Source organism: Pseudomonas sp. LG1E9 (assembly GCF_003290225.1).
Classification (GTDB): Bacteria; Pseudomonadota; Gammaproteobacteria; order Pseudomonadales; family Pseudomonadaceae; genus Aquipseudomonas; species Aquipseudomonas cyclaminis.
Window position 1 is genome coordinate 5,530,905 of record NZ_CP029983.1, and the last position, 13,714, is coordinate 5,544,618.

The 13,714-nt window shown below is 60.1% G+C and carries 11 protein-coding genes; 8 read left to right on the plus strand and 3 right to left on the minus strand.

The features are described 5' to 3' along the window. The first annotated feature begins 123 nt into the window (after nucleotides 1-123). Nucleotides 124-2,175, plus strand: a complete 2,052-nt coding sequence (locus DNK50_RS25375) for a bifunctional diguanylate cyclase/phosphodiesterase (RefSeq protein WP_099585453.1) — start codon at nucleotides 124-126, stop codon at nucleotides 2,173-2,175. A 127-nt stretch (nucleotides 2,176-2,302) separates the two neighbouring features. Continuing rightward, nucleotides 2,303-3,646 (plus strand): imelysin family protein, encoded by a 1,344-nt coding sequence (locus DNK50_RS25380; RefSeq protein ID WP_112196575.1) that lies wholly within the window; start codon nucleotides 2,303-2,305, stop codon nucleotides 3,644-3,646. Between the two features lie 63 nt (nucleotides 3,647-3,709). Here DNK50_RS25380 and DNK50_RS25385 read toward each other — a convergent pair whose 3' ends face one another. Continuing rightward, complete coding sequence (locus DNK50_RS25385) at nucleotides 3,710-7,816, minus strand: dermonecrotic toxin domain-containing protein (RefSeq protein ID WP_112196576.1); 4,107 nt, start codon at nucleotides 7,814-7,816, stop codon at nucleotides 3,710-3,712. A 183-nt stretch (nucleotides 7,817-7,999) separates the two neighbouring features. On the opposite strand from DNK50_RS25385, the gene DNK50_RS25390 reads away from it, so the two are divergent. Continuing rightward, complete coding sequence (locus tag DNK50_RS25390; RefSeq protein WP_099585456.1) at nucleotides 8,000-9,454, plus strand: TrkH family potassium uptake protein; 1,455 nt, start codon at nucleotides 8,000-8,002, stop codon at nucleotides 9,452-9,454. On the opposite strand, the gene DNK50_RS25395 is transcribed toward DNK50_RS25390, so the two are convergent. Further along, on the minus strand, nucleotides 9,411-10,469 hold the full coding sequence (locus tag DNK50_RS25395; RefSeq protein ID WP_112196577.1) for an AraC family transcriptional regulator: 1,059 nt from the start codon (nucleotides 10,467-10,469) through the stop codon (nucleotides 9,411-9,413). The genes DNK50_RS25390 and DNK50_RS25395 overlap by 44 nt on opposite strands. Before the next feature lie 161 nt (nucleotides 10,470-10,630). Here DNK50_RS25395 and DNK50_RS25400 point away from each other — a divergent pair, with 161 nt between their 5' ends. The 4 genes from DNK50_RS25400 to DNK50_RS25405 all read left to right on the plus strand — a co-directional run bounded on the left by DNK50_RS25400 (nucleotide 10,631) and on the right by DNK50_RS25405 (nucleotide 12,783). Further along, complete coding sequence (locus DNK50_RS25400) at nucleotides 10,631-10,942, plus strand: DUF962 domain-containing protein (protein ID WP_112196578.1); 312 nt, start codon at nucleotides 10,631-10,633, stop codon at nucleotides 10,940-10,942. A gap of 161 nt (nucleotides 10,943-11,103) precedes the next feature. Next, complete coding sequence (locus DNK50_RS29335) at nucleotides 11,104-11,232, plus strand: hypothetical protein (RefSeq protein WP_024077105.1); 129 nt, start codon at nucleotides 11,104-11,106, stop codon at nucleotides 11,230-11,232. Nucleotides 11,233-11,307: 75 nt separating this feature from the next. Then, the gene (locus tag DNK50_RS28980) at nucleotides 11,308-11,481 is read left to right on the plus strand and encodes a hypothetical protein (RefSeq protein ID WP_177411568.1); all 174 of its coding nucleotides are present in this window, start codon (nucleotides 11,308-11,310) and stop codon (nucleotides 11,479-11,481) included. Nucleotides 11,482-11,586: 105 nt separating this feature from the next. Beyond that, nucleotides 11,587-12,783 (plus strand): MFS transporter, encoded by a 1,197-nt coding sequence (locus tag DNK50_RS25405; RefSeq protein ID WP_099585458.1) that lies wholly within the window; start codon nucleotides 11,587-11,589, stop codon nucleotides 12,781-12,783. Here DNK50_RS25405 and arfB read toward each other — a convergent pair whose 3' ends face one another. Further along, nucleotides 12,784-13,197 (minus strand): alternative ribosome rescue aminoacyl-tRNA hydrolase ArfB, encoded by a 414-nt coding sequence (arfB, locus tag DNK50_RS25410; protein ID WP_112196579.1) that lies wholly within the window; start codon nucleotides 13,195-13,197, stop codon nucleotides 12,784-12,786. 63 nt (nucleotides 13,198-13,260) lie between these two features. Here arfB and DNK50_RS25415 point away from each other — a divergent pair, with 63 nt between their 5' ends. Next, a complete protein-coding gene (locus tag DNK50_RS25415; RefSeq protein WP_099585459.1) occupies nucleotides 13,261-13,635 on the plus strand; it encodes a cytochrome c in 375 nt (124 codons plus the stop codon). The last annotated feature ends 79 nt before the right edge of the window (nucleotides 13,636-13,714 follow it).

Consider the following 13,714-nt stretch of genomic DNA (forward strand, 5'->3'; position numbering starts at 1 on the left):
AGTCTTCGGTTCCGTTTTTCGTAACTTTTTACGGATGGCCCAATGTCCCTTTGACTGCCATCACCAGATTGCCAATACTCATGGCATAGTGAAGGCCACCCGCATGAGACAAGGAATGCCCCTTTGAAGCTGGAACTCAAGAACAGCTTGTCGGTGAAGTTGCTACGGGTTGTGCTGCTGTCGGCGTTGATCGTGGGCGTGGCGCTGAGCGTGGCGCAGATCGTTTTCGATGCGTACAAGACGCGCCAGGCCGTTGCGGGCGATGCCCAGCGCATCCTCGACATGTTTCGCGACCCCTCGACCCAGGCCGTCTACAGCCTGGACCGCGAGATGGGTATGCAGGTGATCGAAGGGCTGTTTCAGGACGACGCCGTGCGCATGGCCTCCATCGGTCATCCCAACGAAACCATGCTCGCGGAAAAAAGCCGTGCCTTGCAGCAATCCTCCAGCCGCTGGTTGACCGATCTGATCCTGGGACGGGAACGCACCTTCACCACCGCATTGGTCGGTAAGGGCCCCTACAGCGAGTATTACGGCGACCTGAGCATCACTCTGGACACGGCCACCTATGGCAAAGGTTTTATTGTCAGCTCGGTGATCATCTTTATTTCCGGGGTGTTACGTGCCTTGGCCATGGGCCTGGTGTTGTATCTGGTTTACCACTGGCTGCTGACCAAGCCGCTCTCGCGGATTATCGAGCACCTGACGTCGATCAACCCGGACCGCCCCAGCGAGCACAAGATCCCGCAACTCAAGGGCCACGAGCACAACGAGTTGGGGTTGTGGATCAACACCGCCAACCAGTTGCTCGAATCCATCGAGCGCAACACCCACCTGCGCCATGAAGCAGAAAGCAGCCTGTTGCGCATGGCTCAATACGACTTCCTGACCGGCCTGCCGAATCGCCAGAAACTGCAGGAGCAACTGGACAGGATCCTCATCGACGCCGGCCGCCGCCAGCGCCGCGTGGCGGTGTTGTGCGTGGGGCTGGATGACTTCAAAAGCGTCAACGAGCAGTTCACCTACCAGGCTGGCGACAAATTGTTGCTGGCCCTGGCAGACCGGTTGCGTGCCCACAGCGGCCGCCTCGGCACCCTCGCCCGCCTGGGCGGCGACCAATTCGCCCTGGTACAGGCCGATATTGACCAGCCCTACGAAGCGGCGGAGCTGGCGCAAAGTATCCTCGACGACCTGGAAGCGGAGTTTGCCCTCGATCATGAGGAAATTCGCCTGCGCGCCACCATCGGCATCACCCTGTTCCCGGAAGACGGCGACAGCACCGAGAAGTTGCTGCAAAAAGCCGAACAGACCATGACCCTGGCCAAGAGCCGTTCGCGCAACCGCTATCAGTTCTATATCGCCAGCGTCGACAGCGAAATGCGCCGTCGCCGCGAGCTGGAAAAAGACCTGCGCGACGCCTTGGGCCGTGAGCAGTTCCACTTGGTATACCAGCCGCAAATCAGCTATCGCGACCAACATGTAGTGGGTGTAGAGGCGCTGATCCGCTGGCAACATCCGGAACACGGCCTGGTGCCGCCGGACCTGTTTATTCCGCTGGCCGAGCAGAACGGCACCATCATCCCGATTGGCGAATGGGTGCTGGACCAGGCCTGCCGGCAATTGCGCGAATGGCATGACCAGGGCTTCACCGACCTGCGCATGGCGGTCAACCTGTCTACCGTGCAGTTGCACCACGCCGAGTTGCCACGGGTGGTCAATAACCTGATGCAAATCTACCGGCTACCGCCGCGCAGCCTGGAGCTGGAAGTCACCGAAACCGGCCTGATGGAAGACATCAGCACGGCCGCCCAGCACCTGCTGAGCCTGCGCCGTTCCGGGGCATTGATCGCCATTGATGACTTCGGCACCGGCTATTCATCGCTGAGCTATCTCAAGAGCCTGCCGCTGGACAAGATCAAGATCGACAAGAGCTTCGTCCAGGACCTGCTGGACGATGACGACGATGCGACGATCGTGCGGGCGATTATCCAACTGGGCAAAAGCCTGGGCATGCAGGTCATCGCCGAAGGCGTGGAAACCGCCGAGCAGGAGGCTTACATCATCTCCGAGGGCTGCCATGAAGGTCAGGGCTACTACTACAGCAAACCCCTGCAGGCCCGGGAGCTGGCGGTTTTTTTGAAGCAGGCCGAGCGCAATAACGCAGCCATTCTCTGACGCGGCAAAACGATACTGAATATTTCCCGCGTTTAACCCTTTACACAAAATGCAAATCTTTCGCATTATGTCGCAGTTTTTGCGCTCTCGCGCGCGCCCTATCAACAACCGAAGCAGGATGTTCGCCATGATTCGTATGCCCCTGGCCACCGCCAGTCTGCTGGCCATTGCCATTTCTCTCGCCGGTTGCGGCGAAGGTAAAGACAAGGCCGCAGCGCCCCAGGCGCCGACCCCGGCTGCCAGCACTACCGCTCCAGCGGCTGCCACCCCTGCCGGCAAGGTCGACGAAGCGGCTGCCAAGGCCGTGGTCGCGCATTACGCCGACATGGTATTCGCGGTGTACAGCGATTCCGAGTCCACGGCGAAAACCCTGCAGACCGCTATCGACGCGTTCCTCGCCAAGCCGAACGACGAAAACCTGAAAGCCGCCCGTGCCGCCTGGGTTGCCGCTCGCGTGCCTTACCTGCAGAGCGAAGTGTTCCGCTTCGGCAACACCATCATCGACGATTGGGAAGGTCAGGTTAACGCCTGGCCCCTGGACGAAGGCCTGATCGACTACGTAGACAAATCCTACGAGCACGCCCTGGGTAACCCAGGTGCCACGGCCAACATCATCGCCAACACCGAGATCCAGGTCGGCGAAGACAAGATCGACGTGAAGGACATCACTCCGGAAAAACTCGCCAGCCTCAATGAGCTGGGCGGTTCCGAAGCCAACGTCGCCACCGGCTACCACGCCATCGAATTCCTGCTCTGGGGCCAGGACCTGAACGGCACCGGCCCTGGCGCCGGCAACCGTCCTGCGTCGGACTACCTGACCGGTGATGGCGCCACGGGCGGCCACAACGAGCGCCGCCGTGCCTACCTGAGCGCCGTGACCCAACTGCTGGTCAGCGACCTGCAGGAAATGGTCGGCAACTGGAAACCCAACGTCGAAGACAACTACCGCGCCACCCTGGAGGCAGAACCTGCCACCGACGGCCTGCGCAAAATGCTGTTCGGCATGGGCAGCCTGTCCCTCGGCGAACTGGCCGGTGAACGCATGAAGGTTTCCCTGGAAGCCAACTCGCCGGAAGACGAACACGATTGCTTCAGCGATAACACCCACAACTCGCAGTTCTATGACGCCAAGGGCATCCGCAACGTCTACCTGGGCGAGTACACACGCGTCGACGGCACCAAGATGACCGGCGCGAGCCTGGCATCCCTGGTGGCCAAGGCCGATCCGGCTGCCGACACCGCGCTGAAGGCAGACCTGGCTGCGACCGAAGCCAAGATGCAGGTCATCGTTGATCACGCCAACAAGGGTGAGCACTACGACCAGTTGATCGCGGCCGGCAATGACGCAGGCAACCAGATCGTGCGCGACGCGATCGCCTCGCTGGTCAAGCAGACCGGTTCGATCGAAGCCGCAGCGGGCAAACTGGGCATCAGCGACCTCAATCCGGATAATGCTGATCACGAGTTCTGATCAAAGCAGCGCACCGCAAGCGCAATGCTTGCGGTGCCTGGTCACAAGTCTCCCGCCTTTGCGTCAGCCCCTGATGATGGAAGCAATAGCGCTGTTATAACGATTGATCAGCCCGCCCTGCAGCACTACAAACTTCCCGCTGTCCTGACTTTGCCTGATGAGCGTTTTGCTCACCTCATCCAGAACATTCAGGCTCAACTGCGATGGCGCACCTGGGACGAAGTGACGCGCCGAGGACACGCCGCCCCTCGGAATCATGCAGTACACCGTGTCACCTTGCGGCCATCGAAATAACAACTCCGGGCTCGGCCCTCCGTCGGCAATGAACTGGTAGCCCATCGCGCCCAAATGGCCCTTCAGCAATGCTCTGGCTTGGACTGCACCCCATGGGTCCAGCAGATTATTCCCGTACGCCTTGGGCAAGTTGAAATTCAGCGTTACAAACCCTGAAAGGGCTTGGTTGTCGATAATCGATAAAGGCTGAAGCAGCATCAATGGATCAAGCCCCAACCCCATGCCTTTTGCACGCCATCTGTTCAACTGAGCCAGGAACGCCGTCAGCCCGCTTGAGCTGACAACGCCGCCAGGATTGCAGTAATCGGACAGCGCACCGACCAATTTTTTAGCGGCGCGTGTGGTCAAGACCGGAAAGGCCTCCATCGCATAGCCAGCTGGAGTTCGCTTAAAGTGCCGACTGCTATCGATCAGCCATTGATTGCTAGACACATCGAAACACGCCAAGCGAGGCTGTTGAAAGATGTTGCGGCTCACCATCACGTCAATGTCAGCGGTGACACTCGGCGGCAAGCGCGGATCATAGATATGAACCCAATTGTCGGGAAAACTGTCCCCCTTGGGCAGGATTGGATAGAACTGCTGCTCCACCTGGATGACATCTGCGGCTGCAACGCCTGACGCTTGAGGTACCTTGAACGTGTGAGGACGAGATGCATTGGGCGTCAACTGCGAAGCATCCAGCTCCAGCCTCCAGCCAGACCATACGTACTTGCCCGGCAACACACTTGGCACTATGGGGAAACCGGGGCCTGGCACCACGACGGCAGGTTCGCTGACCGTGACGGTCGACGCGCCAAGCGGTTGGTAGCCGTTCAACAAGTCCCACACATCATCCACGGGGCGGTTCAGGTAGGCCTGAAAACGGCTGGGGATCTCACGCCAGGTACTTATTTCCCTCGCAAACTCCAACTCCAGTTCCAGGACCCGCCCCTGAGGGAAGCTGAACGAGTCGAGCACTTGCCGCGCACGGGTTCGAGACAAATAGGGAAAGGCATTCATCAATGTCCGCTCAACGGGGAAACCACCTTTCAAGCCAATGGCCGGTGCAGCGATTTCCCAATGCCCCAAGGCATGTCGGCGGATCGGCGCATGATGAAAAGCGAACGGCGTGCGTGCATCGATTACGCGCCAGACGTGCACATCGGCGTCGTACTTGACGAGGTACCAATGCCCGGCATCCTTCAGAAAATGCCTCGCCAAACCACCGTTTACGGGCGCCTGGGTGAAGACGTTCTGGCGCTCCCAGCCCTTCAATGGCGTTAACCGCGAAGGCACTGTGCGTTGCGCCATTTTGCTGTTCAAGCTCCAGGGCTGGGAGGGTTTGCGGGACGGTGCATGGCCCATCCAGCCGTCAAACACCGTGCCAACCAATTCGGCGAAAGCTCTGACAAAGCCATGGGCCGCCACCTCCCGGTCACCCTGTTTCGCCGCTTCGATGGCCTTGACCAGTGAATACAGGCTCCTGGCCAAACCGATCACCATGGTCACCTTGATCGGCAGGATCGCCATGACCACATCCAGCGCCACTTCAGTCACACCAGACACCGTGTCGATGTTGGTTTCCTGGGTCGTGGTCGATTGGGCGGCGGCTGAATTGATGGCCGCCGAGGCTTCGATCTCGTAAGCCTCCAGAAAAATGTTGTCCGCAATCCTGGCCAGATGCACCAGCGTGCCGGGCACCAGCGTCTTCAACAGGTTACGCACGCTCGACTGTTCATCTCGACTGACGCGACTCACCAGGTAGTCGTGCCAGGCGCTGTGGTTGATCACCTCGCGATAAAAGGCAGCGCGATCGCTGAACTCGTAAAACACACGCCCCAAAGGCGCCTGGGGCATATACACCACCAGCGAGCCGACAGACTCCGACGCTGTACTGAACACCCACACACCACGCACCCGGGCACCGCGCAGTTTGAGGCTGCGCACCAAAATGCGATGGCCCTCGACCAGGGCACGCTCACTGGTATCTTCAGGGTGGTCCAGAGCGCAATTGACCCAGTTGAATCCCCGGTCGTGTCGATTGGGCAGGAAATCCCCGGCGATCTTTGCCTCAACGGCATCCAGACGCACCTGGTATTGCATGAGCGTCGCGTAACTGTCTCGCTGGGCAAGGGCTGCGGGCGATGTCAGCAAGCGGTCCTTGAGAAAGGCATCATATTTTTCACCGATGTTCAGGCCTCGGACCAGGTCCTTGACCTGGGAAGCGCTCAGGCCCTCGTAGGGTTTGCCTTGGTTATCGGTGATCGTGGAGAAATTGACGAAGTTGAAATCCAACCCGCCGACGTTTTCCAGGGCCACTTGGGTCAAGCTGCGGGTGTGCGTCAGGTGGCGCGGTCCTTCATCCGGTACCACCGGCCTGGCGCCGGCGCCATACACCGCCGACGGTAGGCGTGGCGTTCTGGTCTGGACCTTGATGTGATCGGGGTCCACCTCAAGCCCATGCTCGGCTTTCAAGGCGTTGCGCAGTTGCTCATTGGCGTAGGCCAGCAACGTCGCCTTGTCACCGAACTGCTGCAGGGAGGGCAAGCCGTCCCATTCAAGCACACGCGCAAGCTCGTGTTGATACTGTGTGAAAGCGTTCGTCCATGCGGTTTGCTCGGCCGGTGATGCCGACTTCAGGAACGCCTTGAGTCGCCCGGCGATGCGCTTGGGCTCTCGCGCCAGCTCAATGGATTGCAGGCCGAAGGTATCGCCCAAATCAGTGACGCGGTTCAGGCTATCGGGCAGGTCACTGATCCCGTCAAACAGCTCACGACCGCGAAAATGCTCGATCTGGGTGGCGAAGTCCTCACGCAGTCGCTCACATTGCGCCTCAACGCTTGCCGCACAGGCCGAGTCGGTGATTTCCCGGTACAGCCACTGGTTCTGTGCGTTCGCCTGCTTGTGCGTGCCCATCCCACGGATGTGGTGCTTTTGGGCAATCATCATCAACAGCTCTTCGAAGGTCGTCTCGGCGCTCAATCGGCGATGCAGCTCCTGATCGAGCTGCGCCAGCGTTTCAAACCCTTCAAGCCCTCTTTCCGGGGTGAACAACACAACCGTGCCGACCGAGGCATCACTCGCCAACTCACGATCTGGTGCCGAGCTGGCGGATTGACCGCCGGGCTCCCTGGCAGTCAGCACCAACGCACCGTGCAGCAGCAAATTCGGCGCGGCGCCCTCACCCTTGAGCGCCACACTGAACACAGAGGGCCGGTAGCCCTTGAGGTGCTGCTGCCGGGACGCGTTATCGGGATAGCGCAGGATTTTAGTCAGCAGCACGTAGGCACCGTCGCTCAAGGTGCCATCGCTCTTGAGCAACTCGGCCTCAAGCCGCAGTTGCTCGGACCTCTGGGCGATCAGCCAGGCCTTGCGCGTTCGAGTGTCGGTCAGGCCGACCGGGCTCGACCAATAATGCTGCAGATAACGCTCATAACGCACCGGCAGCTCGCCCGCCAAGGCGTCCAGAAAACGATCGAAAGTGGCGGGGGTCAACTCGGTCACCGGCGTGGTGGCATCCCCCGTTCCGGTCCGGCGCTCAAAGACAGTCTTGCCTTTGGCATAGTCCGACGGCTGCTGATGGACAATTCGCCGGACCACGGCATCCAACACATGGGCAGGCAGGTTGTGGGTGTGGTCACGGTCGAACAACGGGTTGGTGTTGCCCTCGCGGATGAAGATCGCCTGAGGATCGCTGTGGGAACCCAACGCGGGGAACGCCTGTTCCAGTGCGTCCTGGACAAATCCGTGGAACGTTGGCTGTTGCTGGAAAAAACGTCGGATCGTGACATTCAGCGCAACCAGGTCGTTCAGTTGGGAAACCTGGAGCGGCGTATCGATCGACGACAGTCGCCGCCTGATCGAGGGATGCAGCGGCACGTGATTAGAGAACATGGAACCACCTTGGAGCCATTGACTGAGAAGCCTCCATGCTGCTTGGATCAAGGGCCGCGGATGAATTACATAGTTGTCTTGCGCAACCGGAACGATGAGACTCGCGGCGCACCGCCAGCCCCGGGTTTACATGCCCCGCACCCCAGGTAGAATGGCGCCTCTGCCCTATTTCGAGTTCACTTCATGGCGTTGCCGACCCTGCGCATCATCGGTTTCATCATCGGCATCTTCCTGATCACACTCGCGATCGCCATGGTTGTGCCCATGGCCACCCTGGTGATCTTCGAACGCACCAGCGACTTGCCCTCGTTCCTGTGGGCCAGCCTGATCACCTTTATCGCGGGGCTGGCGCTGGTTATCCCAGGCCGTCCCGAACATGTGCACCTGCGCCCACGCGACATGTACCTGCTCACGGTCACCAGTTGGGTGGTGGTGTGCGTGTTCGCTGCGCTGCCGTTTTTGCTGACTCAGCACATCAGTTACACCGATTCGTTTTTCGAAAGCATGTCCGGCATCACCGCCACCGGCTCCACGGTACTGAGCGGCCTGGACAGCATGTCGCCGGGCATCCTGATGTGGCGTTCACTGCTGCACTGGCTGGGCGGTATCGGCTTTATCGGCATGGCGGTGGCGATCCTGCCGCTGCTGCGCATTGGTGGGATGCGCCTGTTCCAGACCGAGTCCTCGGACCGCTCGGAAAAGGTCATGCCCCGCTCGCACATGGTGGCGCGGCTGATCGTGGCGGCGTATGTGGGCATCACCATTCTGGGCAGCCTGGCGTTCTGGTGGGCCGGCATGGGCCTGTTCGATGCGATCAACCACGCGATGTCGGCGATTTCCACCGGTGGTTTCTCCACCTCCGACGAATCCCTCGCGCACTGGAAACAACCGGCGGTGCACTGGGTGGCGGTGGTGGTGATGATCCTCGGCAGCCTGCCGTTTACCCTGTACGTGGCCACCTTGCGCGGTAATCGCAAGGCCTTGATCCGCGACCAACAGGTACAGGGTTTGCTCGGTTTGCTGGTGGTGACCTGGCTGGTGCTCGGCACTTGGTACTGGTGGACCACCAACTTGCATTGGCTGGATGCCTTGCGCCACGTGGCGCTGAACGTCACGTCAGTCGTGACCACCACCGGTTTTGCACTGGGGGACTACAGCCTCTGGGGCAACTTCTCACTGATGCTGTTCTTCTACCTGGGCTTTATCGGTGGTTGCTCGGGGTCCACCGCTGGCGGGATCAAGATTTTCCGCTTCCAGGTTGCCTACATCCTGCTCAAGGCCAACTTGAACCAGCTGATTCACCCGCGTGCCGTGATCAAGCAGAAGTACAACGGCCACCGTCTCGACGAAGAAATCGTACGGTCGATCCTGACCTTCTCGTTTTTCTTCGCCATCACCATCTGCGCGATCGCTTTGGCCCTGTCGCTGCTGGGCCTGGACTGGATGACCGCACTCACCGGCGCCGCCAGTACCGTCTCCGGCGTCGGCCCCGGCCTTGGCGAAACCATTGGCCCGGCGGGCAACTTCGCCAGCCTGCCGGATGCGGCCAAGTGGATCCTGTCCCTGGGCATGCTGCTGGGCCGCCTGGAAATCATCACAGTCTTTGTTCTGTGCATCCCGGCGTTCTGGCGTCACTGACGGGCGCCGTGTCTTGCAACCGCGCCCGGTATTCGCCGGGCGTGGCATCGAACCAGCGGCGGAACGCACGGAAGAAGTTGCTGGGATCGGCAAAGCCCAGCAGGTACGCAATCTCCAGCAGCGTCATGCTTGGCTGCGCCAGGTATTGCTCGGCCAGTTCGCGGCGGGTGTCGTCAAGGAGGGTCTGGAAACTCGTGCCCTCCTCCTGCAAACGCCGCTGCAAGGTGCGTTGGGACAGGTGCAACGTCTGGGCCACCACTTCACGCTTGGGTTCGCCCTGGGGCAGCAGGCGACACAGCACCTGGCGCGCCTTGTGGGTCACGCGGCTCTCGGAAAAGCGCGCCAGGTATTCACCGGCAAACCGGTCGTGCAAAAGCGCCATGGCCTCGTTGGCCGTGGGCAGCGGCGCGTCCATGTCGGCGCGCTCGAAAATCAACGCGTCATAGGCCGCGTTGAACTCCAACGGGGCATGAAACGCTTGCTTATAGGGCTCCAGGTCCGCCGGCTGTTCACCTTGCAAAAGGACTTTGCGCGGTTGCAGGGTGCGCCCGGTCAGCCAGCCGCACAGCGCCAACGCACAGGCCAGGGAGGCTTCGGCGCTTTGCCTGGTGGGCGGCAGATGGTCGCCATGCACCGTCAGAATCAGCGCATAGCCTTCAGGTAACAGTCGGAAACTCAAGTCGGCGCTTTCGGCGATGATCCGCTGGTAACGCACCAGCCGCATAAAACCTTCAGCCAGTGTGTTACTGGACATCAACGCATAACCGGTCACATGAAACGACGCCGGGCGCACCACCTTGCCCATGTTCAGGCCAATCGCCGGGTTGCCCGACAGCTCCACTGCGCGCTGCCACAGGCGGGTCATGGAATCCTGCGGGAACCGCGCGTCGGGGTCGTTGAGGGCGGCGTAGTCCAGGCCCAGCTGTTTGAACAGAGCGCGGCAATCCAGGCCATCCATTTCCAGTGCCTTGACTATCCCCATTGCCCAGCTTGCAGAAGTTGTTCGTTCGCTCATGGCGTCTTCTTAATAAAGCAGGCTCAAAACGGCAGCCAGGAAGCCAAGGATACTAAAGTGGCATCTAATGTCACTGGCTGTTACCACTGATCACTCTAGACTCAAATAAGCTCCCCGCCGAACACCTGTTGGGCGGCATAACAACCAAAGGGCCGATCACCGTGGAAAACGTCAAGCGATTCAACAGCTTCGCCGAGTTTTACCCTTATTACCTGGCCGAGCACGCCAACAGCACCTGCCGGCGCCTGCACTTTATCGGCACCACGCTGGTGATCGGGATCCTGGCGTATGCCATCGGCCGGGGCTCCTTGGGCCTGTTGATCGCCTTGCCTATCGCGGGCTACAGCTTTGCCTGGATTGGCCACTTCTTCTTCGAAAAGAACCGCCCGGCCACCTTTCAGCACCCGTTCTACAGCTTGATAGGGGATTTTGTGATGTACCGCGACATGATCCTGGGCAAAGTGCCGTTCTGAACGGTGTGACCTCTTGTCACTTGCGTAAAAACCATGAAGGTTCGTGCATCCGTCGATATAAAAGTCTTTTTGTCATTTACAGTGCTGTATCCTGCCAAGGCTTTTTGAGAGCGCGGAATCACCTGCGATTGAAAAAACAGACCTTGCGAGGAGCGACGACGATGCACGAGATACCTAATCTCCCCTTCCCAAGCCTGCACGAAACTGAGCAGCCAACACCGCAGCAGGCCAGCGCCAAGCAGCCTGAGGCCAAAGAAGCAAAACCAGTCGACAGCAAAAGCCAGGACTGACGCCGTACCAGACCGTGTGGAAAGCGCAGCTTTGAGCGCTTTCCACACTGCCTGAATCACCCGAGATTCCCCATCATGACCGACACCCTCCCCGACACCGCCGTACTCGATGCTGCCTTGCAAATGGTCGACGTGTGGAACCGTCTCAGCGCGGACAAACAAGCCGTGCTGCTCAAGCGCTTCGGCACCCAGGAAAACGCCTTGGCGGCCCTGGTCACCACCCAATTAGTGGCGCCTGCCAAAACCTGACGTCTTTTTGATCTGACGTTTTTGCGTTTTACCGCCCTGCGCACGCCAAAGCCCCGGTATCATTAGCAGCCTATCTTTACCTGCTGCGACAGTGGACCTCTCCCCATGCCAGATACCCAGCGCCCCATGGCGGTCACGCTGCAAGTTGTTTCCATCGTGTTGTTCACCTTTATCGGCTACCTGAATATTGGCATTCCCCTGGCCGTGTTGCCGGGCTATGTCCACAGTGAGCTGGGCTATGGCGCGGTGATCGCAGGGCTGGTGATCAGCGTGCAATACCTGGCCACCCTGCTGAGCCGTCCTTACGCCGGCAAAATCATCGATAACCTGGGCAGCAAGCGCGCCGTGCTGATCGGCCTGGCGGGCTGCGGCCTGAGTGGCGTGTTCATGCTGCTCGCAGCGTGGTTTTCAAACCTGCCGGCCGTCAGCCTGGGCAGCTTGCTTGTCGGTCGATTGGTACTGGGCAGCGCGGAAAGCCTGGTGGGCTCGGGCGCCATCGGCTGGGGCATCGGCCGGGTAGGCGCGGCGAATACGGCAAAGGTCATCTCCTGGAACGGCATTGCCAGCTATGGCGCGCTGGCCGTTGGCGCGCCGCTGGGCGTGGTCCTGGTGAAGAGTTTCGGCCTTTGGAGCATGGGCGTCAGCATTATCCTGCTGGCCATCGTCGGCCTGCTGCTGGCCTGGAACAAGGTCGCCGCGCCGATTGTGGCCGGCGTGCGCCTGCCGTTCATGAACGTGCTGGGCCGCGTACTGCCCCACGGCTGCGCGTTGGCCTTGGGTTCTATCGGCTTTGGCACCATCGCCACCTTTATCACGTTGTATTACACCACGCAGCACTGGGATAACGCGGTGTGGGCCCTGAGCCTGTTCGGCGCCAGCTTCATCGGTGCACGGTTGTTGTTCGGCAATTTGATCAACCGCATCGGCGGCTTTCGCGTGGCGATTGCCTGCCTGTCAGTAGAGATTCTCGGCTTGCTGTTGCTGTGGCTGGCGCCGGACGCCAACCTGGCCCTGGCTGGCGCCGCATTGAGCGGCTTTGGCTTTTCCCTGGTGTTCCCGGCGCTTGGCGTGGAGGCCGTCAACCTGGTGCCGGCGTCCAGCCGAGGCTCCGCCGTGGGGGCCTACTCGTTGTTTATTGACTTGTCGCTGGGCATCACCGGCCCATTGGCCGGGGCTGTGGCGGCTGGCTTCGGCTTTGCCTCGATCTTCCTGTTCGCCGCTCTCGCCGCCCTCGGCGGCTTGCTGCTGAGCGTGTACCTGTACCGACAGGCACCCAAGGCCCGCGAGGCACGTGGCGACTGACTAAAAGTCGACCTTGCCGCGCCCGGCCTTGATGCTGCCGCGCTTGGTCTTGGATTCGAGACGGCGTTTCTTCGAGCCCAGGGTCGGCTTGGTCGGACGGCGCTTCTTCTCCACTTTGGTGGCTCTGAGGATCAACTCCACCAGGCGCTCCAGCGCGTCGGCGCGGTTCTGTTCCTGGGTGCGGTATTGCTGGGCCTTGAGGATCAGCACCCCTTCGCTGGTGATGCGGCTGTCGCGCAGCGCCAGCAAGCGCTCCTTGTAGAAGTCCGGCAACGACGACGCCGGAATATCAAAACGCAGGTGCACCGCGCTCGACACCTTGTTGACGTTCTGCCCACCCGCCCCCTGGGCGCGAATGGCGGTCAACTCGATCTCGGCGTCGGGCAGGTGGACGTTATTGGAAATTACCAGCATCAATCAAAAACCTTAGGCAACGGACACGCCCAATTCGGACAACATCAACAAGGACGCATGAACATGAAAACACTACTGATCACTTTGCTCGGCACCTTATCACTCATTCAAACATCACTGTCCTTTGCAGATAATGCCAATGGCAAAAACCTCTATTCACAGCGATGCGCCATGTGCCACGGGCCAGACCTCAAGGCCACGGGGCCGTTGGCGAAGAAAAGCAACCCGCCTACACCCGACCTTACAACGCCCGCCTTCAAAAAACGGCTGGCGGCTTATCCGGGCGTTATTGTGTCTTCGGTCATACTTCGCCCGAATGGAGATTTGATCCCGAAAACGCTGCGCGAGAACGGGGTGCAGGTCGCGCCGCATGCCTGGACCGTCAAGGACTTTCGCGATTTGAATGAATACATGAGCGGCGTGATTTCAAAAAATTGACGACTTGAAAACTCAAAAACCCCGCGTCCTGAGTTCCCGATAGAGGACTACAGGACGCGGGGTTTTCTGTGGACGTGCA

What these genes read in the sequence shown, in the direction of transcription:
- DNK50_RS25380 (WP_112196575.1), top strand. Translation starts at nt 2,303, where the DNA reads ATGATTCGTATGCCCCTGGCCACCGCCAGTCTGCTGGCCATTGCCATT.
- DNK50_RS25385 (WP_112196576.1), bottom strand. Translation starts at nt 7,816, where the DNA reads ATGTTCTCTAATCACGTGCCGCTGCATCCCTCGATCAGGCGGCGACTG.
- DNK50_RS25390 (WP_099585456.1), top strand. Translation starts at nt 8,000, where the DNA reads ATGGCGTTGCCGACCCTGCGCATCATCGGTTTCATCATCGGCATCTTC.
- DNK50_RS25395 (WP_112196577.1), bottom strand. Translation starts at nt 10,469, where the DNA reads ATGAGCGAACGAACAACTTCTGCAAGCTGGGCAATGGGGATAGTCAAG.
- DNK50_RS29335 (WP_024077105.1), top strand. Translation starts at nt 11,104, where the DNA reads ATGCACGAGATACCTAATCTCCCCTTCCCAAGCCTGCACGAAACTGAG.
- DNK50_RS28980 (WP_177411568.1), top strand. Translation starts at nt 11,308, where the DNA reads ATGACCGACACCCTCCCCGACACCGCCGTACTCGATGCTGCCTTGCAA.
- DNK50_RS25405 (WP_099585458.1), top strand. Translation starts at nt 11,587, where the DNA reads ATGCCAGATACCCAGCGCCCCATGGCGGTCACGCTGCAAGTTGTTTCC.
- arfB (WP_112196579.1), bottom strand. Translation starts at nt 13,197, where the DNA reads ATGCTGGTAATTTCCAATAACGTCCACCTGCCCGACGCCGAGATCGAG.
- DNK50_RS25415 (WP_099585459.1), top strand. Translation starts at nt 13,261, where the DNA reads ATGAAAACACTACTGATCACTTTGCTCGGCACCTTATCACTCATTCAA.